Source organism: Pyxidicoccus sp. M15 (assembly GCF_056858435.1).
Genome location: NZ_CM166495.1, coordinates 727,362 through 748,025, shown reverse-complemented (window position 1 = coordinate 748,025; position 20,664 = coordinate 727,362). Strand labels below are relative to the sequence as shown.

18 protein-coding genes are annotated in these 20,664 nt (G+C 70.6%); 11 read left to right on the top strand and 7 right to left on the bottom strand.

Going from position 1 to position 20,664, the window contains the following annotated elements:
- Positions 1 to 80 precede the first annotated feature (80 nt).
- The 5 genes from ACX9TP_RS02965 to ACX9TP_RS02945 all read left to right on the top strand — a co-directional run bounded on the left by ACX9TP_RS02965 (position 81) and on the right by ACX9TP_RS02945 (position 8,231).
- Positions 81 to 833, top strand: coding sequence for a hypothetical protein (locus ACX9TP_RS02965; RefSeq protein WP_482978175.1), 753 nt, complete (start codon positions 81 to 83; stop codon positions 831 to 833).
- Between the two features lie 154 nt (positions 834 to 987).
- The gene (locus tag ACX9TP_RS02960; protein WP_482978174.1) at positions 988 to 2,361 is read left to right on the top strand and encodes a TolC family protein; all 1,374 of its coding nucleotides are present in this window, start codon (positions 988 to 990) and stop codon (positions 2,359 to 2,361) included.
- Between the two features lie 276 nt (positions 2,362 to 2,637).
- A complete protein-coding gene (locus tag ACX9TP_RS02955; RefSeq protein WP_482982357.1) occupies positions 2,638 to 3,750 on the top strand; it encodes an efflux RND transporter periplasmic adaptor subunit in 1,113 nt (370 codons plus the stop codon).
- A 17-nt stretch (positions 3,751 to 3,767) separates the two neighbouring features.
- Entirely contained in the window at positions 3,768 to 6,914 is a 3,147-nt protein-coding gene (locus ACX9TP_RS02950) for an efflux RND transporter permease subunit (protein ID WP_482978173.1), read from the top strand.
- A 102-nt stretch (positions 6,915 to 7,016) separates the two neighbouring features.
- Positions 7,017 to 8,231 (top strand): hypothetical protein, encoded by a 1,215-nt coding sequence (locus ACX9TP_RS02945; RefSeq protein WP_482978172.1) that lies wholly within the window; start codon positions 7,017 to 7,019, stop codon positions 8,229 to 8,231.
- A 124-nt stretch (positions 8,232 to 8,355) separates the two neighbouring features.
- On the opposite strand, the gene ACX9TP_RS02940 is transcribed toward ACX9TP_RS02945, so the two are convergent.
- Positions 8,356 to 9,459 carry a putative NPN-dependent ornithine cyclodeaminase gene (locus ACX9TP_RS02940; RefSeq protein WP_482978171.1) on the bottom strand — a complete coding sequence of 368 codons (1,104 nt, stop codon included), beginning with the start codon at positions 9,457 to 9,459 and terminating at the stop codon, positions 8,356 to 8,358.
- Positions 9,460 to 9,552: 93 nt separating this feature from the next.
- Here ACX9TP_RS02940 and ACX9TP_RS02935 point away from each other — a divergent pair, with 93 nt between their 5' ends.
- Positions 9,553 to 11,490, top strand: coding sequence for a PAS domain-containing sensor histidine kinase (locus tag ACX9TP_RS02935; protein ID WP_482978170.1), 1,938 nt, complete (start codon positions 9,553 to 9,555; stop codon positions 11,488 to 11,490).
- 1 nt (position 11,491) lies between these two features.
- Here the strand turns inward: ACX9TP_RS02935 and ACX9TP_RS02930 are convergent, their stop codons facing one another.
- Positions 11,492 to 12,052 carry a protein-tyrosine phosphatase family protein gene (locus ACX9TP_RS02930; RefSeq protein WP_482978169.1) on the bottom strand — a complete coding sequence of 187 codons (561 nt, stop codon included), beginning with the start codon at positions 12,050 to 12,052 and terminating at the stop codon, positions 11,492 to 11,494.
- Between the two features lie 183 nt (positions 12,053 to 12,235).
- On the opposite strand from ACX9TP_RS02930, the gene ACX9TP_RS02925 reads away from it, so the two are divergent.
- Positions 12,236 to 12,940, top strand: a complete 705-nt coding sequence (locus ACX9TP_RS02925; RefSeq protein ID WP_482978168.1) for a LysM peptidoglycan-binding domain-containing protein — start codon at positions 12,236 to 12,238, stop codon at positions 12,938 to 12,940.
- 122 nt (positions 12,941 to 13,062) lie between these two features.
- Here ACX9TP_RS02925 and ACX9TP_RS02920 read toward each other — a convergent pair whose 3' ends face one another.
- Positions 13,063 to 13,938, bottom strand: coding sequence for a LysR family transcriptional regulator (locus ACX9TP_RS02920; protein ID WP_482978167.1), 876 nt, complete (start codon positions 13,936 to 13,938; stop codon positions 13,063 to 13,065).
- Between the two features lie 108 nt (positions 13,939 to 14,046).
- Between ACX9TP_RS02920 and ACX9TP_RS02915 the strand changes: the two genes are divergently transcribed.
- A complete protein-coding gene (locus ACX9TP_RS02915; protein ID WP_482978166.1) occupies positions 14,047 to 14,346 on the top strand; it encodes a YiaA/YiaB family inner membrane protein in 300 nt (99 codons plus the stop codon).
- Between the two features lie 4 nt (positions 14,347 to 14,350).
- Here the strand turns inward: ACX9TP_RS02915 and ACX9TP_RS02910 are convergent, their stop codons facing one another.
- The 4 genes from ACX9TP_RS02910 to ACX9TP_RS02895 form a co-directional block, all read right to left on the bottom strand.
- Positions 14,351 to 15,121, bottom strand: coding sequence for an eCIS core domain-containing protein (locus ACX9TP_RS02910; RefSeq protein WP_482978165.1), 771 nt, complete (start codon positions 15,119 to 15,121; stop codon positions 14,351 to 14,353).
- 117 nt (positions 15,122 to 15,238) lie between these two features.
- On the bottom strand, positions 15,239 to 15,622 hold the full coding sequence (locus ACX9TP_RS02905; RefSeq protein WP_482978164.1) for a hypothetical protein: 384 nt from the start codon (positions 15,620 to 15,622) through the stop codon (positions 15,239 to 15,241).
- A 354-nt stretch (positions 15,623 to 15,976) separates the two neighbouring features.
- Positions 15,977 to 17,035, bottom strand: coding sequence for a type IV pilus twitching motility protein PilT (locus ACX9TP_RS02900; RefSeq protein WP_482978163.1), 1,059 nt, complete (start codon positions 17,033 to 17,035; stop codon positions 15,977 to 15,979).
- Between the two features lie 221 nt (positions 17,036 to 17,256).
- Entirely contained in the window at positions 17,257 to 18,408 is a 1,152-nt protein-coding gene (locus ACX9TP_RS02895) for a metallophosphoesterase (RefSeq protein ID WP_482982356.1), read from the bottom strand.
- A 213-nt stretch (positions 18,409 to 18,621) separates the two neighbouring features.
- On the opposite strand from ACX9TP_RS02895, the gene ACX9TP_RS02890 reads away from it, so the two are divergent.
- The 3 genes from ACX9TP_RS02890 to ACX9TP_RS02880 all read left to right on the top strand — a co-directional run bounded on the left by ACX9TP_RS02890 (position 18,622) and on the right by ACX9TP_RS02880 (position 20,578).
- Positions 18,622 to 19,065, top strand: a complete 444-nt coding sequence (locus ACX9TP_RS02890; RefSeq protein ID WP_482978162.1) for a cytochrome c oxidase assembly factor Coa1 family protein — start codon at positions 18,622 to 18,624, stop codon at positions 19,063 to 19,065.
- Between the two features lie 68 nt (positions 19,066 to 19,133).
- The gene (locus ACX9TP_RS02885) at positions 19,134 to 19,661 is read left to right on the top strand and encodes a hypothetical protein (protein WP_482978161.1); all 528 of its coding nucleotides are present in this window, start codon (positions 19,134 to 19,136) and stop codon (positions 19,659 to 19,661) included.
- A 119-nt stretch (positions 19,662 to 19,780) separates the two neighbouring features.
- On the top strand, positions 19,781 to 20,578 hold the full coding sequence (locus ACX9TP_RS02880) for a TIGR00266 family protein (protein ID WP_482978160.1): 798 nt from the start codon (positions 19,781 to 19,783) through the stop codon (positions 20,576 to 20,578).
- Positions 20,579 to 20,664: the final 86 nt, after the last annotated feature.

Sequence of the window (20,664 nt, the reverse complement as noted above, 5' to 3'; positions counted from 1 at the left end):
CACCGGCTGAACACTCCAGCGCCGCGCCCCTCGCAGGGGCACTGTGTCTCCCGCAACCCCGTTACCCGGAGGCACACCCCATGCTGCGCAAGTCCCTCGTTTCCTCGTTCCTCGCTCTCGGTCTGACGTTCGCTCCCGCCATCGCCGCCGCCGGCGAGGGCGCCGAGTGCCACCAGGGCCAGCTGTCGCTCCAGGCGCTCGTCGACAAGCACCTGAAGGCCGTGGGCGGCAAGGAGCGGCTCAAGGCCGTGAAGTCCTTCCAGGTCACCAGCATCTCCCGCGACGGCGACACCGTCACCACGTCCACCATGCAGCGCGCGCGTCCCAACCTCGTGCGCTACGACATGGAGAAGAACGGCACGCGGACGAGCAAGGTGTTCGACGGCCAGCAGGGGTGGATGGTGGAGGGCTCGGCGGCGCCGCAGCGGCTGGACAAGGAGAAGAGCGCGACGATGGCCGAGTACGCGGCCTTCGATGACGCCCTCGTGGAGCCGAAGGCCCAGGGCGTGGCGCTGAAGCTGGACGGCGTGGAGCAGGTGAACGGCGCGCCCGCGTACAGGCTGGTCCTCACCCGGGGTGGCAACACGGAGGTCCGCTTCATCGACCAGCAGTCGTTCCTGGAGGTGCGCCGCACCTCCACCGGAACGCACGAGGGCAAGGCGTACAACAAGACGGCCACCTTCTCCGACTTCCGCGACGTGGACGGCATCAAGCTGAGCCACCGCGTGCAGTGGGAGGCCGACGGCAAGAAGGGCGAGAAGGTCATCCAGAGCGCCCACTACGACGCGCCCATCGAGGCCTCGGTCTTCAAGCCGGCGGCCCCCCGCAGCTAAAAGCCGCGTCTCACGTTTCCGCGTCCGGAGGGGGCTCGGTGCTCCCTTGGGATGCGTGAAGCGCCCCTGCACCCGGAGGGGGCTCAACGCCTCCTCGGGGTGCGTGCGCGGTGGCTCCGCGCGGTCACCGCCTTCCTTCCTCCGCGTCCGGCATATGGCCTCCCCTCCCCTCCTCCTCCTGGCGCTCGCGGTCACCTCGGTGCAGTCCGAGCCCGCCTCCTCCGACCGCTCCCCGGCCGCCGTCCAGCCGAAGGTCGAGGACGCGATGCTCACCCCCGTGCCTCCGGCCCCGCGGCGGGTGAAGACGTGGGACGAGGCGCTCGCGCTCGTGCGTGAGCGCTCCACGGACCTGCGCGGCGCGGAGGCCGGCGTGGAGCGCGCCAGTGGCCGCTGGCGTCAGGCACTGTCCTCAGTGCTGCCCAACGCGCGCGCCCAGGCCGGCGTGGCGCATGACCTGCTCAATCCGGACCTGGCCTCTGGCGTGAATCCAGGGGTCGCCGGTGAGGGCCGCACGCCCACCACGCCCGCCGCCACTGTCTCCGCGACGCTGACGCAGTCGGTGGTGGACTTGAGCGCGTGGCGTGGATTGGCGTCGGCCCGGGCGGCGGAGAAGAGCACGGTGGCGAGCCTCCAAGATGTGCGCCGCCGCCTGACGCTGGGAGTGGCGCGCACGTTGGTGGCGACGGTGGCCGCCGAGCGCGCGGCGGAAATCAACCGCGTGAACCTGCGTCAGGCGCTGGAGCGCTCGTCGCTCACCCAGCGCAGCTTCGAGCTGGGCGCGGGCAACCAACTGGACGTGGTGCGCGTGAACCAGGATGTGGCGGTGGCACGCGGCGCGCTCGTCGCCGGTGACGAGCAACTGCGTCAGGCGCGTGAGGCCCTGGGCTTCGCGCTCGGCTTCGGCCAGGCGATGGGCGTGGACCCGTCCTTCAACCTGCAGGGACTGGTGGACCAGACGCGCAAGGAATGCTCCGCCCTGGATGGCCTGGACTCGCGGCCGGACCTGGTGGCGGCGAGGGCGCAGGTGGAGTCCGCGAGGGAGAGCACGCGTCAGGCGTCCGCGGGCTACCTGCCCACGCTGGGCGTCTCCAGCACCCTCTACGGCCTCACCACGGACCCGGGCTTCGGCCGCTTCGCGACCTGGAATATCGCCGCCGTGCTCTCGGTGCCCCTCTGGGAAGGCGGCGGGCGCGAGGGGCTGGTGCATGAGCGGGCGGGCGTGGAGTCGCAGGCGGCCGCCGCGCTGGAGAGCGCACGCCGCGACGTGGAGCTGGAAGTGGCCCGAGCCCGACGCGGCGTCGAGGTGGCCGAGGCCCTGGTGAAGACGGCGAGCGAGTCGAGAGACCTCGCGGAGCGGACCGACCGGCTGACCCGTCGTGCATTCGAAGTGGGCCGCGGCAGCAGCCTCGAGCTGGTGCAGAGCGCGGCGGCCCTGCGCCAGGCGGAGCTGACGTTGGTGCTGCGCGAGTTCGAGAGCGTCCAGGCACGCCTGGACGCATTCCTGACGGAGGCCCGGTGTGACTGGTGAGCCGGCGGTGCCCCTTGAAGGCGCGGATGAAGCCGACCTGCGAAAGCCCGATGCGACGGGTGAGACGAATGCGCCGCTGGAAGCGCGGATGAAGCCGACCTGCGGAGGCCCGATGCGACCGGCGAGACGAATGCGCCGCATGAAGGCGCGGATGAAGACGACCTGCGAAAGCCCGATGCAACGGGTGAGACGAATGCGCCGCTGGAGGCACGGATGAAGACGGTGTGCGGAAGCCCGGTGCAACGGATGAAGCGGGTGCGCCCCCTGGAGACGCTGATGAAGACGGTGTGGACTGTGGCGGTGCTGGTCGCGGTAGCAGGCTGCTCGGAGCAGAAGGCAGCCCCGGCCGCGCCGCCACCTCGCGAAATCGACGTGGTGTCGCTGGCCCCGCGCGAGGTGCGGGACACCGGCGAGTACCTGGGCTCGCTGCTGTCGCGGCAGAGCGTCACGGTGCTGCCGCAGGTGGCTGGCTACGTGCGCCGCATCCACGTGAAGCCCGGCCAGCAGGTGGAGGCCGGTGCACCCCTGGTGGAAGTGGACGCACGCCAGGACACGGCCGCGCTCGACAGCGCCCAGGCCCAGCTCAGCTCCACCAAGGTCAACCTGGAACTGGCCCGCCGCACCCTGGCCCGCACGGAGGCGCTCAACAAGGAGGGCCTCGCGAGCGCACAGGAGCTGGAGGCCGCCCGCGCCCAGGTGGACGCCGCCGACGCCGTGTCGCGCTCCTCCGCCGCGCAGGTGACGCAGCGCCAGGTGCAGCTGCAGTTCAACGTGGTGCGCGCGCCCTTCGCCGGCACCGTGGGTGACGTGCTGGTGCGGCTGGGTGACTTCGTGAGCGCCACCACGGTGCTGACCAGCGTGGCGCAGGCGGACGTGCTCGAGGTGAGCGTGTCGGTGCCCTCTTCCCGCGCCCGCTCGCTCAAGCCCGACACGGCGGTGGAGCTGCTCGACGCGAAGGGCAAGGTGCTGCTCACCAGCACCCTCTTCTTCATCGCACCGCAGGCCGACCCGCGCACCCAGCTGGTGGAAGTGAAGGCCGCCTTCCGCAACACGGGGGGCCTGCGTCCCAACGAGATGGTGCGCGCCCGCCTGGTCTACTCCGTGCGGGATGCCCTGCAGATTCCGGCGCTCGCGGTGGTGCGCCAGAGTGGCCAGCCCTTCGCGCTGGTGGTGCACGAGAAGGACGGCAAGACAGCCGTGGAGCGCCGCCCCATCACCCTCGGCGCGCTGGGCGAGCTGGCGTACGTCGTGGAAAAGGGGCTGGAGGCGGGAGACCTCGTCGCCGTCTCCTCCATGCAGGCGCTCCGTGACGGCATGCCCGTGAAGGTGAAGTCCGCGCCGCGCGCCGAGGCCTCGGCGGGTGGCGCCCCCGTCGGAAGCAGCCGCTGAGCGGAGAGCCAGAGCCCATGTTCGTCGACTTCTTCATCCGCCGGCCCGTCTTCGCCATCGTCTGCTCCATCCTGCTCACGCTGATGGGCGTCGTTGCGATTCCCTCGCTACCCATCGCCCAGTACCCGGACCTGGCCCCGCCTCAGGTGACAGTCACCAGCAACTACGTGGGCGCCAGCGCCGAGGTGGTGGAGAGCGCCGTCACCATTCCGCTGGAGCAGGAGCTCAACGGCGTGGAGGGCATGCGCTACATCACCTCCACCAGCAGCAACGACGGCAGCAGCACCATCATCATCACCTTCGAGGCCTCGCGCGACATCGAGGTGGCGGCGGTGGACGTGCAGAACCGCGTCAGCCGCGCATCCGCCCGCCTGCCCGCGCAGGTGAACCAGTCCGGCATCGTCATCAACAAGGCCTCCAGCCAGATTCTGATGTCGGTGGCGCTCTTCAGCCCGGACGAGCGCTACGACGCGAAGTTCCTCAGCAACTACGCCGACGTGAATCTCAAGGACGCCATCAAGCGCGTGCGCGGCGTGGGCGAGGTGCGCATCTTCGGCGAGCGCAAGTTCTCCATGCGCCTGTGGCTGGACCCCACGGAGCTCGCTCGCCGCAAGCTCACCCCGCAGGACGTGACGCGCGCCCTCCAGGAGCAGAACCTCCAGGTGGCCGCGGGCGCGGTGGGCCAGCCGCCGTCCAACGAGGACCAGCCCTACCAGCTCGCGGTGCGGGCACGGGGCCGGCTCGTGGAGCCGGACGAGTTCGGCGACATCGTCCTCATGCGGCAGAACGACGGCAAGAGCGTGCGCGTGAAGGACGTGGGCCGCGTGGAGATGGGCGCGGAGAACTACAGCTCCCTGCTGCGCTTCGGCGGCAAGGCGGCTGTCGGCCTCGCCATCTTCCAGCTGCCCACCGCCAATGCGCTCGACGTGCGTGACGGTGTCTACGCGGAGCTCGCGAAGCTCTCCCAGCAGTTTCCCCCAGGCATGACGTTCCAGACGGGCACGGACACCACGCTCGCCGTACGTGCCACCATCCACGAGGTGCTCCGGTCGCTGGTGGAGGCGATTGCGCTCGTCATCCTCGTCATCTTCCTGTTCCTGCACGGCTGGCGCAGCGTGCTCATCACCGCCTTCACCCTGCCCGTCTCACTGGTGGGCACCTTCGCCTTCGTCCAGCTGATGGGCTTCTCCATCAACACCCTCACCCTCTTCGGCCTCACGCTGGCCACGGGTCTGGTGGTGGACGACGCCATCGTCGTCATCGAGAACATCGAGCGGCTGATGGTGGAGCGGCACCTGTCGCCCGTGCAGGCCGCGCGCGAGGGCATGAAGGAGGTGTCCGGCGCGGTCATCGCCATCTCCATCGTGCTGGTGGCGGTGTTCGTCCCGGTGGCCCTCTTCCCCGGCACCACCGGCGCCATCTACCGCCAGTTCGCGCTCACCATCGCCGCCTCGGTGGCGCTCTCCACCTTCTGCGCCCTGACGCTCACGCCCGCGCTGTCCGCGCGGATGCTCAAGCACCAGCAGGGTGAGAAGTGGGTGTTCTTCCGCTGGATGGACCGGGCACTGGATGCGACGCGGGTCATGTACGGCCGCGGCCTGCGCAGGCTGCTGAAGCGCCCGGCCATCATCCTCGGCGCGTTCCTGCTGTGCATCGGCGCCACGGTGGTGCTGTTCAAGGTGACGCCCACGGGCTTCATCCCCGACGAGGACCAGGGCTACCTCATCATCTCCGTGCAGGGGCCGGAGGGCATGTCGCTCGCCCAGACGGAGAAGGTGATGGCGGAGGTGGAGGCGGTGCTGAAGGAGCAGCCGGAGGTGCGCGTCATCTTCGCCAACGGCGGCTTCTCCCCCCAGGGCACGGGCCCCAACATGGCCAACATCTTCGCAGCGCTGAAGCCCTGGGAGGAGCGGCGGGGGAAGGACCAGTCGGTGGCCGCGCTGGTGGAGCGCCTGCGCGCGCCGCTCAGCCGCATCGGCGGGGCGCGGGTGGTGCCCTTCCAGCCTCCGGCCATCCGCGGCGTGGGCAGCGTGGGCGGCTTCCAGTTCGTCGTCGAGGACACCGCCGGCACCAGCTCACTGGACCAGCTCGCCTCCGCCGTGCAGCTGCTCGTGGCTCGGGGCAACGAAGACAGCCGGCTGCGCGGCGTCTTCACCGGCTTCAACGCCGACACGCCGCTGCTGGACGTGGAGGTGGACCGGCAGAAGGCCAAGGCGCTCGGTGTTCCCATCGAGCAGATTTTCGGCACCATGCAGGTCTACATGGGCAGCCAGTACGTCAACGACTTCAACTACGCGAACCGCGCGTACCGCGTCTATGTGCAGGCCGAGCAGCAGTTCCGCGACAGCCCGCGCGACATCGGCGCCTTCTACGTGCGCAGCGACAGCGGGGACATGATTCCGCTGGAGTCGCTGGTGAAGGTGGAGCCCACGGTGTCCGCGCAGGTCATCCGCCACTACAACCTCTTCCGCTCGGTGGAAATCAACGGCCAGGCGGCGCCGGGCGTGTCCTCCGGTCAGGCGATGGAGGCGATGGAGGCCCTCGCCGCGCAGCACCTGCCCCAGGGCATGAGCACGGAGTGGACGGGCATCAGCCTGGAGCAGAAGCAGAGCGGCGGCCAGACGATGGTCATCTTCGGCCTGGGCCTGCTCTTCGTCTTCCTGGTGCTCGCGGCGCAGTACGAGAGCTTCACCCTGCCGCTGGTCATCATCCTCTCGGTGCCGCTGGCCATCATGGGCGCGCTGGGCCTCCAGTACCTGCGCGGGTATGCCAATGACGTGTTCTGCCAGGTGGGGCTGGTCATGCTGGTGGGCCTGGCCAGCAAGAACGCCATCCTCATCGTCGAGTTCGCCGAGCAGCTGCGCGAGGGCGGCAGGAGCGCCGTCGACGCGGTGGTGGTGGCGGCCGAGGTGCGCCTGCGCCCCATCCTCATGACGTCGATTGCCTTCCTCCTCGGCGTGGTGCCGCTGATGACGGCGTCGGGCGCGGGCGCGGCGTCGCGCAACTCGCTGGGCACGGCGGTGTTCGGCGGGATGCTCGTGTCCACGGGGGTGAACTTCGTCTTCATCCCCGGCCTCTACGTGCTGATGCAGAGACTGCGCGGCGAGGCCCGGCGGACCGTCCGTGACAGCGCCCCGGTGGCCCCGCTGGCTCCGTTTCAATGAGCATCACGGAGCAACTACCGCAAACCGGACGCGCGGGAGCGGAGGTATGGTTTCCGGGCAACGGGGCCCCAAGCCGGCCCTGGACACCCGGGAGGGGGACGCATGCTGCGCGAATGGCGGACAGTCTTGGCCGTGATGTGCGTGGGACTGGCGGCGTGTGGCGGGACGGAGAGCGCCGACGAGACACCCATCGACGGGCCCGTGGAGCGGGCGGACTTCAACGCGAAGGCCGTCGACGCCGTCTGCGAGCGGTCCGCGCGCTGTGGGCGCATCGAGGACAAGGCGCGCTGCCGGAAGAAGGAGCTTTCGTGGGGCTTCGCCCTGGTCGTCGGACTGGGGACGCGGTACGACGAGGCGCTCGCGGCGGGGCGCATCCGCTACGACGCGGAAGTCGCCGGCCAGTGCGTGAAGGCTCTCCGGGAAGGGAGCTGTGACGCGGACCCGATGTCCCATATCATGCGGTACCGGGGCATCGAGTACGACACGCACTGCCGCTTCCTCCTGGGCCAGGTCGCGGACGGTGAGGCCTGCGAATGGAGCACCGAGTGCCAGGACGGCGCCTGGTGCGATGCCACGGCCACGAGCTGCGGCGGCGTGTGCAGGCGGGGTGCCGTCCCGGAGCCTGTCACCGCGTTCGACGCCTGCCCGCCGGGCACCTTCCCCTTCGGCTCCAGCTCGCGGTGCTTCACTCCCGGCCAGCAGGGGGCTGCCTGCGGAACCACGGACGGCGTGATTCATGGCATCTGCGACCGGGGCCTGTGGTGCGACACCCCGGACGCCTCCACCCCGGGCACGTGCAAGCGCCTGAGCACCGAGGGAGAGGCGTGTGCCAACTTCCCCGGGGGCCCGCAGTGTGGCTGGTCCCTGGTCTGCCTTGACGGCCGCTGCGAGAAGCCCCAGGGCAAGGGCGCTGCCTGCACGGCCCCCGGCACTGTGGGCTCCGGCATCTGGGAGTGCCGCACCGAGCTGTTCTGCGATGGCGCCAACGGACAGGCCGGCACCTGTCGCCCGAAGCTCGCGGTGGGCGCCTCCTGCCGCCACGACTCCGAGTGCGAAGACGGCCTGGACTGCACCGGCGCGAAGCCCCAGGAAGAAGTGCGAGGCACGTGCCAGCCCCTTCCCCGCCAGGGAGAAGCCTGCGAATCGAGGTTCATTTTCTCCTGCGCACCCGGCTTCATCTGCTCCATCCACAGCGCGACGTGCGTCCCCATCGCGCGCCTGGGCGAGCCGTGCACGGACACGAGCGCCTGCTACGTCGCCAACGGCTGGTGCGTGGACGGCATCTGCAGGCCCCAGGGCGCGCAGTCCTGCAACTGAAGACTGCCCTGGGTTCCCGTCCGCGGAGGGCCGTGCCGCGAGGGCGCACACCGCGTCCCCCCGGTAGGCCCTCCCCGGAAGGGGGCGCCGCGCATCCTGGCGGCGCCACCCCGGAAGGCCCCGCTCAGCCCGCCTTCGGCGCCGTGCCCCGCGCCGCCAGCTCGCGCTCCACGTACAGCCGCAGGATGTGCATGAAGTCCTGCGCGTTCGTCACCACGCCGAAGGCCTGGTGCGTGCCGCGGTCCTTCAGCTTGCTCACCACGAACTCGGACGAGTCCACGCAGATGGTGGGCAGCTCGCGCAGGGAGCCGTCCTTCTCCACCACGAAGGCCGGCAGCATGTTGCCGGTGGCGATGGCGTGCAGCGCGGTGGCAATCAGCACCGACATGGTGGCCTTCACCGCGTGACGGCGCATGGCGTCCTGCGCGGCCAGGTTGTCGGTGACGACATCCGGCAGCGGCCCGTCGTCGCGGATGGAGCCCGTCAGCACGAACGGCACCTTGTGCACCACGCACGCGTGCATGATGCCGTTGGTAATCACCCCTGACTCCACCGCCTTCGCGATGGAGCCCGCCGCGCGCACCTTGTTGATGGCGCGCATGTGCAGGCCATGGCCGCCGGACGTGGCCTCGCCCGAGCCGCTCATGCCCAGCGTGGTGCCGAAGATGGACGCCTCGATGTCGTGCACCGCCACCGCGTTGCCCGCCAGCAGCGCGCCCACGAAGCCGTTGGCGATGAACCACGTCATGTCCGCGCGCGCCCGCGAGTGCACCAGCGCCGGCCCCGTCACCCACACCGGGTAGCCGCCCCGCTCGCGCTCCTCCACCAGGAGCCGCGCCATGTGCGCGTAGTCGATGGGCTTCTCGCGCGACACCTCGCTGGTCATGAACTTGAACTCTCCCTCACCGCCCTCGGTGAGGTAGGCCATGTTCACGTACACGCCCTGGCTGCCGTCCTCGGCGTGGCCCACCACCACGCGCTCGCCCGCGCGCACGCGCCGGCCCTCGCGGGCCCACAGCTCTCCCTGGGCGTCCAGCACGAGCGCGCAGTCCATGCGAGGCTCGCGCGGCATGCGCCAGGCACCGCCCACGCGCACGTAGGTGGGGAGGTTGGTGGTGGAGAAGAAGCCCTCCGGCAGGACGCCGTCCGCGGGCGCCGGCTGGAAGCGCGCGTCCGGACACTGGGCGAAGCGCGCGGCCGTGAAGTCGGGATGGGGAATGGTGCTCACCCCGGCACCATGCGCGGACCCACCCATCCTGTTCAAGTCTCTTGGCGTAGACTTGTCTCCTCCCAGCAACGCAGGCGTCCCTCCGGAGCCCCGGTGCCCGTCCCCGACTTCCAGCTTCTCTTCGAGAAGAGCCCGGGCCTCTACCTCGTCCTCGCGCCGGACGCGGCCTTCACCATCCTCGCCGTCACGGATGCCTACCTCCGCGCGACGATGACGCGCCGCGAGGACGTCCTCGGCCGGGGCCTCTTCGAAGTGTTCCCGGACAACCCGGAGGACACGCAGGCCACCGGCACCCGCAACCTGCGCGCCTCCCTGGAGCACGCACGGGCCACCCGGGCCCCGCACGTCATGGCCCTGCAGAAGTACGACATCCCCCGGCCCGGGGGCGGCTTCGAGGAGCGGCACTGGAGCCCCGTCAACACCCCGGTCCTCTCCGAGGACGGCCAGGTGCGCTACCTCATCCACCAGGTGGAGGACATGACCGACGTGGTGAGCCGCGCCCGGCGCGGCGAGCAGGAGCGCCGTGAGCTGCTGGCGCTCCAGCGGAGCATGCGCACCCGCGCGGACCTGCACGCCCTCATGGAGCACGCCCCCGCCGCCATGGCCGTGCTGCGGGGCCCGGGCCACATCTACGACTACGCCAATGCGGAGTACCTCCAGCTGGTCGGCCGCGCCGTGGTGGGACGGCCCGTCCACGAGGCGCTGCCCGAAGTCGCGGCCCAGGGCTTCATCGAGGTGCTGGACCGCGTGTACACCAACGGCGAGCCCTTCATCGCCGACGAGCTCGTCGTCCGGCTGGACCGCGCGGGCACCGGGCAGCTGGAGGACCGCTTCCTCAACTTCGTCTTCCAGCCCACCCGCGCCCCGGACAGGGCCGTGGACGGCATCTTCATCCAGGCGGTGGACGTGACGGCCCAGGTGAGGGCCCGGCGCGAGGTGGAGGAGGAGCGGGCCCGCCTGCGCGCGGTGCTGGAGAACGCTCCCATGGCGGTGGCCATCGCGGATGCGTCCGGCCGCGTCGTGCTCGCCAACAAGCGCATCGAAGCCGAGCTCCGCCACCCGGCCCACACCACCACCCTGCCCGCGGACTACCACCAGTGGCCCATCCTCCGGCCCGACGGCACGCCCATCGCCACCGAGGACTACCCGCTCATCCGCGGCCTGCGCGGCCTGGAGGCGCACGGCGAGGAGCTCAGCTACGTCTTCGGGGACGGCAGCCACGGCGTGGTGGAGGCGCACTACGGGCCGGCCCGTGACGCCCGGGGAAACATCATCGCCTCCGTCGTCTTCTTCCGGGACATCACCCAGCGCCGGAAGCTGGAGCAGGAGGCGCGTCAGCGCGCCGGGTTCGAGCAGCAGCTCATCGGCATCGTCTCGCACGATTTGCGCAACCCCATCAGCGCCATCATCCTGACCACCACGACGCAGCTGCGGCGCACGGACCTGGACGAGCGGCTGCGCCAGCCGCTGGGCCGCATCCTCTCCTCCGCCGAGCGCGCCAACCGGCTCATCCGAGACTTGCTCGACTTCACCCAGGCCCGGCTGGGCGGCGGGATTCCCACACGGCCGGCGCCCCTGGACTTCCATGCCTTCACCCGGCAGGTGCTGGACGAAATCCAGGTGTCCCATCCCGAGCGCGAGCTGCTGCTGGAGCAGCACGGAGACGGCCAGGGCGCGTGGGACGGGGACCGGCTCGCGCAGCTCGTGGGCAACCTGCTGGGCAACGCGCTCGCGTACAGCCCCGCGGGCAGCCCGGTGCGCGTGACGACACGGGGCGAGGCGCGTGACGTGGTGCTCGAGGTGCACAACACCGGCCCCCCCATCCCCGCCGAGGTGCAGGCCCGCCTCTTCCAGCCGATGCAGCGCGGCGGCAAGAGCGACGCGCGCAGCCGCAGCGTGGGGCTGGGGCTCTACATCGTCGACCAGATTGTCCGCGCGCACGGCGGCGCCATCGCCGTGACGTCCCTGCCGGACGAGGGCACCACCTTCACCGTGCGGATGCCGCGAGCACCCGCCCCGGCGCCCGGGTGAGTCAGTCGCCGTCGCCGTCAACGGGCGGCGGGTTGACCAGGTGGCTGTAGGCGACGGCGGTCAGCGCCTCGAGCTCGGGCACCCGCCACGCCACCGCGTGCCGCGTGCGCCAGTCCTCCGCCCACGCCATGAAGGTGCGCAGCTGCGCGGCGCTGGGGGCCACCTGCCAGCGCTGCCGCTTCGCCAGCGTCAGCGCCTCCAGCGGCGGGTGCCCCAGCGCCACCATGCAGCACAGCGCCAGCAGCGCGCTGCGCCCCACGCCGTGCTCGCAGTGGATGTAGACCTTGTGGCCCTGCGCCAGGCGCTGCGTCACCCACTCGACACCGTCGTCAATCATGTCGCGGCGGATGGCGCGCAGGTCCTCCGTGGGCAGGTGCAGCAACGTGATTCCGTGCTCGCGCAGCACGTGCTCGTCGTCGCGCTCCTCCACCCGCACGTCCACCACGTAGCGGATGCCCAGCTTGCGCGCGAGGTGCTCCGCCGCCTCGATGGGGAAGCGCCCCCCCACCGCCAGCGAGGGCAGCACCCAGTCCAGGTTCAGCCTCCGGAAGGGCTCGCTCATGGGCTCACGGTAGGACTGATGGGCCCGTCCGGGGAGGGCCCCACACCGCGAGGCCCGGCCCACCCGGGCTGTAGGTGAAAAACGCAGGGGGTACGCAACTTCGGCTCTCAGGCTGCGAGAATCATTGCAAGTCCCACCCGTGATGCCTCTCCGGCCTCACCCCCATCCTTCGGAGCCCCTTCCATGAGCTACCGCATTCAGTCGGGCGACACCCTCTCCGGCATCGCCAAGCGCTACAACACCAGCGTCGGCGAGCTGATGAAGGCCAACCCGCAGATCAAGAACGCGGACCTCATCTATGCCGGCAAGAACCTGAACATCCCCGGCTCCAAGGACAGCTTCGAGCCCGCGAAGGGTGGCAAGCCGGGCTCGTCGGGCTCCACGCCGGGCAGCTCCGGCACCAACGGCACGCAGGGCTCGCAGGCCACGGGCACCAACGGTGGCAACGCCCCCACGGGCAGCGCCTTCGACATCGCGAAGTCGCACCTGAACAAGAACGCGGGCTCGCTGAAGATGGAGAAGAACGGCGTCGGCGCGGACATGGAGGACTGGGTCCCCAACAACGTCAACTGCGCCAACTTCGTCTCCGCGTGCCTGGAGCAGGCCGGCCTCATCACCAACGCGCAGCACGACAACTCGGTGATGGGCCTGCAGGCCAAGCTGGACAAGGACCCGGACTTCAAGCGCGTGGACCTGAAGGACGCGAAGCCCGGTGACGTGGTGTCCATGAAGACGCCGGGCGGCCAGCACGTGGTGATGTTCGCGGGCTGGAAGGACGGCAAGCCCCAGTTCATCGGCTCCAACAACGTGAACTCGGACGGCTCGCAGCGCATCACCATCAGCTCGATGAACTACCCCATCATGTCCGTCCACCAGCACCGCGGCTGAGCCTTCCGCGCGGGACTGAAGTGAAGCCCACGGGGCTCCGGGTTCCGTCCTTCCGGACGGACGCGGGGCCCCGTTGGCGTTTGAAGTGACGTGCATGCCGGGGCGTCTGGGGCGAGCGGGCGCTACGGCTTCGGCGCCAGCGCCAGCGCGGCCTGGAGGAGCGGGCTGCGGGTGGCGGACTTGCGCCACGCGGCGTGGATGACGCCCGAGCCCGCGCCGGGCAGCGGCCGCGCCACCACGCCCGCCTCGCGAGGACCGCCGGGCAGGAGCGACGCCAGCAGCGAGTAGCCCAGCCCCGCCGCCACGAAGCCGAGGATGGTCTCCGACGAGTCCGCCTGGTGCAGCCGCTTCGGCTTCACGCCGGCCCGCGCCAATTCCGCGAGCTGCAATTCACGCAGGTGCCTGTCGGTGCTGTACGCGATGAAGGCGTCGTCCTTGAGCTGCCCGAGCTTCACCTGCGTGCTCTTCGCCTGCGGGTGGTGTGAGGGCAGCACGAGGAACGGGTGCGTGCGCCCCACCTCGCGCGCCTCCACGTCGTCGGGCACCTCCGGCAGGTGGTCCACCACCAGGTCCGTGTCACCCGAGCGCAGCACGTCCAGCGCGGGCACCTTGGACTCGAAGAGGGCCACCTCGATGTCGGGCCGCTTCGCCTGGAGCCGCCGCAGCCACGCCGGCAGCAGGTAGCGCAGCACGTGACCGGAGGCGTGGACGCGCAGCGTGCCGCCCACCTCGCCCTTGCGCAGCGACTGCACGACGGTGTCGAGCGCTTCCAGGAAGGGGGCCACGTGCGCGTAGAGCGCGCGGCCCTCCGGGGTGAGCACGACGCGGTCCTTGCCCACGCGCTCGAAGAGGGGCACGCCGACCTCGTCCTCCAGGCGTTTCACCTGCTGGTGCACCCCCGGCTGCGTTATCGGATACGGGAATGAGCGCGCCGCTCGTGCGTACCCTTCGGCGCGCGCCACCCGGTAGAAGCCCTCGAGCCGCTGGAGCTGAATCATTCACCCGAGGTTATCAATGGCGCATGGACTAGTTCCATGCGCTTTACGACGCGCGGGTGCATTGTTCTTCCTGTCAGCGAGTACGAATCGTCCCGAGGAGGAAACCCCATGTCCCGCGCCACGCCGAAGGTCGTCGTTCCCCACAGCACCGCCTGGGTCGCCCAGACCTGGCTGTCCTTCGTCCTGTCCGTGGGCGTCACGTCGGTGGGCATCTGGAACCTGCCGGTGGACATCTGGGTGAAGGCCTTCCTGGCCATGGGGTTGCTCTTCACGGTGGGCTCCACCTTCAGCCTGTCGAAGACGGTGAGGGACCAGCATGAGATGGAGCAGCTCGGCACGCGCATCGACGAGGCCCGCGTGGCCCGGCTCCTCTCCGAGCACGACCCGGTGGCCCCGCCGAAGCTGTGAGTGCTCAGGGCGCGCCGCGCCCCGCCTGGAGACACACGAGCGCCTCGTCCAGCAGGGGCAGCGCCGCCTCCGTCCAGCCCTTCAGCTTCGCGCGCGGAGGCAGGGGGCCGCTCGGAGGAATGAGGCCCGACACCGCGGCGTCCTCGATGAACTGCGCCTGCTGCTCGGGGTTGAGCTGGGCCCAGCGCAGCGCCTGGCCCACGGCCTTGCGCCAGTTGTAGCCGTCCCCCCACCACTGCGCGGCGAGCGCCGCGCTCATGTACGCGGTGCCGCCGTGCTGGTGCTGCCACACGTGCGTCAGTTCATGCACCAGCAACCCGAACTCCGGCGGCCCGCGCCCGGGGACGAAGACGATGTCGCCGTGCACGAAGGCCCGTCGGGACACGCCCAGGAGCCCCAGCCGCCCCTCCTTCACCCGCACCCGCGCGTAGTCCAGGCTCTCACCGAAGATGGGGCGCAGCCGCGACACCTCCTCGTCCGTGAGGCGGCGCCCCGGCGGCTCGAGCCCGGTCAGCACCTGCACCGTGCTGACCACGCGCCCGGCCAGCATCAGCACCAGGTCCGCCGGCAATTGCGCCACGCGCGTCAGCCCGCGCTTCAACCGGGGCAGGCCCTCGCGAGGACGCCCGCGCACGCACCACACCGCGCCCAGTGCCAGCGAGCCCAGCAGCACGCCCACGTCGCGCACCACACCCACTGATGCGCTCGCCACGCCCGTCAGCAGGCCATGCCCCGCGTCCAGGCAGCGGTCCGGGAACGAAGGTGCGCGGCTCACCGCGTCTCCTCCGCGTGCACCCACCGCTCCGGGAACGAAGCCGCGCGGCTCACCGCGTCTCCTCCGCGTGCACCCACCGCTCCGGGAACGAAGCCGCGCGGCACACCTCGCACTCCTTCAGCGGATGCCCGCGGCCGCGCGCAGGCTGGCCACACCCAGCACGGACTCCACCAGCTCGCGGAGCGAGCCGGGACGCCACGGACGTGCCAGGGCGAAGTGGGTGAGGCATGAGGCGCTATACGCCGCGGCCGGCTCCGGCTGGAAGTGCGTCGACACCAGGATGCGCGGGCCCACGAAGCCCCGCTCCACCAGCCGCACCAGGAACGCCGGCACCGCGGTGCGCTCGGCGGTGTCCAGGTCCACGACGAGCGCGTCCGGCGCCGCGCCCGCGTCCAGCCGCCGGTCCGCCGACGCCGTGCCCAGCGCGTGGATCAGCTCGAACCCCGACGCCAGCTCCCGGCCGATGGCCAGCCTCAGCAGGGGCGCCTCGGAGACCAGCATGACGCGAAGCCCCGTGCCGGCCCCGCTGGCCTTCGGAGTCAGACGCAGCGCGCCAACCTCCCTCAGGCTGGGGACGGGAACGGACTGCAGACGGCAGGAACGGGGGGCGGGGGCGTGGGACACACCCGGAGAGTAACCAGCAATAGCGGAAATATCAATCTTTACTTCAATCCTTGCTCAAACCGGCGGCATGGACCCCGATGAACCCACATCGGCCACGCCCTCACCCCGCAGGGAAATGAACACACGTTCAGTGCGTCAATCATGACCACTGACCGCCTGCACTGGAGTGCAGTTGACCCATGCGACTCTCGCTGTCTCGGGAAGCGGCGGGGCCCCAGAGGGCCCCGTGGCTCAGTCGAACTCGAGCGCGCGCTGGAAGTCGGCGGGGTTCGAGGCCGCGCCCTGCGCAATCTCCAGGGTGATGATGCCCTCGCGGTACAGCTGCGTCAGGTGCTGGTCGAAGGACTGCATGCCGAACATGTCGCGGCCCTTCTCGATGACGTCCTTCAGCTCGTTGGCGCGGTCCTCGCGGATGTACTGCTCCACGGACTTCGTCTGCGTCATGATTTCCAGCGCCACCGTGCGGCCCTTGCCCGTGGCCCGGGGCAGCAGCCGCTGGGAGATGGTGGCCTTGAGGCAGTCCGCCAGGCGCATGCGCACCATGGCCTGCTCCTCCGAGGGGAACACGGACACCAGCCGGTTGATGGTGCGCGACGCGTCCGTGGTGTGCACCGTGGACAGCACCAGGTGGCCCGTCTCCGACGCCTTGAGCGCGATGTCGATGGTCTCCGTGTCGCGCATCTCGCCCACCAGAATCACATCCGGGTCCTGCCGCAGCGCCGAGCGCAGCGCGCGGGCGAAGCTCTCCGTGTCCGGGCCAATCTCCCGCTGGGAGATGGAGGACTTGATGTTCTTGTAGATGAACTCGATGGGGTCCTCGATGGTGAGGATGTGCAGGCTCTCGTTGCGATTGATGTGGTCAATCATCGCCGCGAGCGTGGAGCTCTTCCCCGAGCCCGTCGCCCCCGTCACCAGCACCAGCCCGCGGTCATTGCTCGCAATCTTCTTCAAGACCTGCGGCAGTCCCAGCGTGTCGATGTTGGGAATCTCGTCCGGGATGATGCGCAGGATGCACGCCAGCGAGCCGCGCTGCCGGTAGATATTCACGCGGAAGCGCGCCACGCCCTGCACGCTGTACGACGTGTCCAGCTCCTGCAGCGAATCAATCTGCGCCTTCACGAGCTGGTCGGTGATGACGTGCATCGCCACCTGCTTCGTGTGGTCCGGAATCAGCTTCTCCATCTTCAGCGGCCGCAGCACGCCGTTGACGCGGTAGATGGGAGGGTCTCCCGGGCGGAAGTGGATGTCCGAGGCGCCGTTCTGCACGCCCACCGAGAGAAGCTTGTTCAACGTTGTCTGATCCACCGAGAAGACCCCTCACCTGCTGCGAAGGCCGCGGATTCTAGGTGAATGCGCCATCAGGTACAGGGACACGGAGCGGGCCCCTACAGGAGCAACCCGGCTACGGGTAATCCCATACCCGAATGGGTAGCCCCATACTCGCCCGGCAGCGGCCATCCATGCGGGCGCCCGTCAGGCACCGCGCCGGGCAAGGCCCTCCTCTCGAAGTCTCACACCGCGGTGACGAGCGTGAGCTCCGCGATTTCAGGCGCGGGGCCCAGGCGCAGCGGCGGGCCCCAGTAGCCGGTGCCCCGGTGGGTGTAGACGCGCACACCGGCGATGGTGGCCAGCCCGCTGATGACGGGCTGCTGGAGCTTCACGAAGAACATGAAGGGGAACACCTGCCCGCCGTGGGTGTGCCCGGAGAGCTGGAGGTCCACCGCCACGCCCGCCTGGGCCACGTGGAGCGCCGTGCGAGGTTGGTGCGCCAACAACAGGCGCGGCACGCCCTCCGGCGCCCCCGCGAGCGCCACGTCCGGGCGGCTGGCGTGGGCGGGGATGATGTGGCCCGCGTCGTGGTCCGTCACACCGGCCACGGTGAGCCTCGCGCCGTCGCGCTCCACCACGCGGTGCTCGTTCTGCAGGACGGTGAGCCGCAGCCGGGCCACCTCCGCCGCCCACGCGGGACCACCATGGTAGTACTCGTGGTTGCCCGTCACGTAGAAGACGCCCAGGGCGGCGCGCAGCTCGGCCAGCGGCTTCACCTCTTCGCGCAGCGCCTCCACGTGGCCGTCCACCAGGTCGCCCGTCACCGCGACGATGTCCGGGTTCAGCGCGTTCACCTGCTCCACCACGCGCCGCAGCCAGCGCCCGTCCAGCGTGGGGCCGATGTGGATGTCCGAAATCTGCACCACCTTCAGCCCGTGCAGCCCCGCCCCCAGCCCGGCCACCGGCACCGTCACCCGCTCCACCCGCGCCCGGCCGCGCGCGGTGACGAACGCGTACACCACCGCCGGCAGCGACACGCCCGCCACCGCCAGCGCGCGCCCCCGAGCGAGCGCCAGCGAGTCCCGCACCACGCCCGTCCATTCCAGCACCAGGCCGATGAGGTCCGCCGCCACCACCGCGCTCAGGACGATGCCGAAGGCGCCCAGCCACACGTAAGCCGTCCACTGGAGCGCCCGCGTCCACGGCGTGGGCTCGCGCCGCGACATGAACATCCCCACCGGCAGCGACACGAAGAGCAGCGCCACCAGCACGGGGCCCAGCACGCTCCACGGCGCGGGCCACAGGGGGCTCACGAACAGCCGCGTGGCGATGTACGCGTGCAGGCCGCCAAAGAGGGTGAGGATGCCACCCAGGGACACCAGCCACCGCAGCATCATCCCGGGGCGCGGCCGGCGCCTCACCTTCCGCTCCGCGCCGTGGGAGCGCTCCTTCACGGACTCCGCACCATTGGACAGCTCCGCCACGGACAGGCACCTCCGCCAGGGGTTGACACGCACCGCTCGGGAAGGCGGAACATAACGGCTGCCTCCGTCCCTCGCCCGGCAACCTGCCCGCCTGCCCAACTCACGCAGCATGGAGCATCGCGCATGCCCCGCCTCCGCCGTGACAGCCCCTGGCAGAGCTGGCTCTTCGCCGGAGCCGTGGTGCTCGGCGGGCTCGGGTGCTTCGCCGGGGGTGTGGCCTGGGCGCTGCGCTCCATCTACCAGGGCATGGAGCAGGAACTGCGGCGGGACGACGTCCACCGGCTCGCCCTGCGCACGGCGGAGGCGTCCCCGCGCGCCACGCAACTGCTGGGCACTCCGCTGAGCGTCAGCACACTCACGCTGCGCGCCCACGGCACCACGCCGGAAGCGGGGCTGGTGGACTTCGACCTGGACGTGCGCGGCCCGCGGGGCCACGGCGTGCTCCAGGCCCAGGTGGCCTACACGCCCCGGGTGTGGACGCTGCGCCGGCTGGTCCTCCGTCCGGAGGGCGCGGCCGACATCGAGCTTCCCGCGGGCGACAGCACGCCCGCACGCCCTCCGGACTGAGCACCGCCCTCCCGGCGCAAACCCTGCGGACGCGGTTGCGGGGGCTCGGTGCTGGCTAGGTTGAGGGCATGAAGACCTCACCTGTCCTGATGCTCGGCCTGCTCGCCGGGGCTCCGGCCCTCGCCGACACGCCCACGCAGTACCTCGACCTGCGCACCCCCGCGACAGCCATCACCGTCCGCGTCACCGAGGACGGGCTCAGCAGCCCGGACCTCCAGCTGGGCTTCTCGGATGATGCGCTCCGCGGCCGGGCCTTCGGGCGCCCGGTCAACGTCACGCTCGATGACGACCACATCGGAGGCATCTACCGGGGCGGCCCGGTGGACCTCCGGGTCAAGGAGACCGGGGAGACGCTGGAGGCGCGGGGCTCGTTCGGCGGCCAGCTCACGAACTTCCAGGTGAGCCCCAAGGGCCTGACGGGCACGGTGGGCCGGTGCAGCTACCAGCTCACGGCCGCGAAGGAGCAGGACCGCTACCAGGGCACGCGCTCCTGTGGCCGCGGGCTGGAGAACCCGGTGACGCTGTCGATTCCGCCGGACATCGCGGACGACGACGAGGAGCTCGTGGCGACGCTGGCCATCGTGCTGGCGCAGTAACCCGCGTTGCAGCGGACCTCCGGGTGTCCCGCGCCCGCGACATGTCCGCGCACGCTCGCGGGTTGAGCCATGCGACGGGGCGGTTATGGTGCGCCGTCCCTTAACGACGGAGTGTGTCCATGGCGCAGATGCACGAGGTGGACTTCCACATCTACGGCGAAGACCTGCAGTTCGTCGAGGTGGAGCTGGACCCCGGAGAAGCGGCGGTGGCCGAGGCCGGCACCCTCATGTACATGGAAGACGGCATCGAGATGGAGACCATCTTCGGTGACGGCTCGGAGAAGAAGAGCGGCTTCCTCGGCTCGCTGCTCGGCGCGGGCAAGCGGCTGCTGACGGGCGAGTCCCTCTTCACCACCGTGTTCCTCAACCGCGGCGGCGGCAAGCGCAAGGTGGCCTTCGCCGCGCCCTACCCCGGCAAAATCATTCCGGTGGAGCTGGGGAAGCTCGGCGGCGAGCTGATTGCGCAGAAGGACAGCTTCCTCGCGGCGGCCAAGGGCGTGTCGCTGGGCATCGCCTTCCAGAAGAAGCTGGGCACCGGCCTGTTCGGCGGCGAGGGCTTCATCATGCAGCGGCTCCAGGGTGACGGGCTCGCCTTCATCCACGCGGGCGGCACGCTGCACGAGCGGAAGCTGGGCCCCGGCGAGCTGCTGCGCGTGGACACCGGCTGCATCGTCGCCTTCACGCCGACGGTGGACTACGACATCCAGATGGTGAGCGGCATCAAGACGGCCTTCTTCGGCGGCGAGGGCCTCTTCTTCGCCACGCTTCGCGGGCCGGGCACGGTGTGGCTCCAGTCGCTGCCCTTCAGCCGGCTCGCGGGCCGCATCCTCTCCGCCGCGCGTCCCGGTGGCGCGCGGGATGAAGGCAGCGTGCTGGGCGGTGTCGGCCTGGGCAGCCTGCTGGGCGGCGACGAGTAGCGAAACCCGCGGCACCCGGGCCGGCGGCTTCCCCGCGGAAGGCGCGGGCCCACGTCGTGCCGCGGTGGCTCCATCGCGGTCCGGGC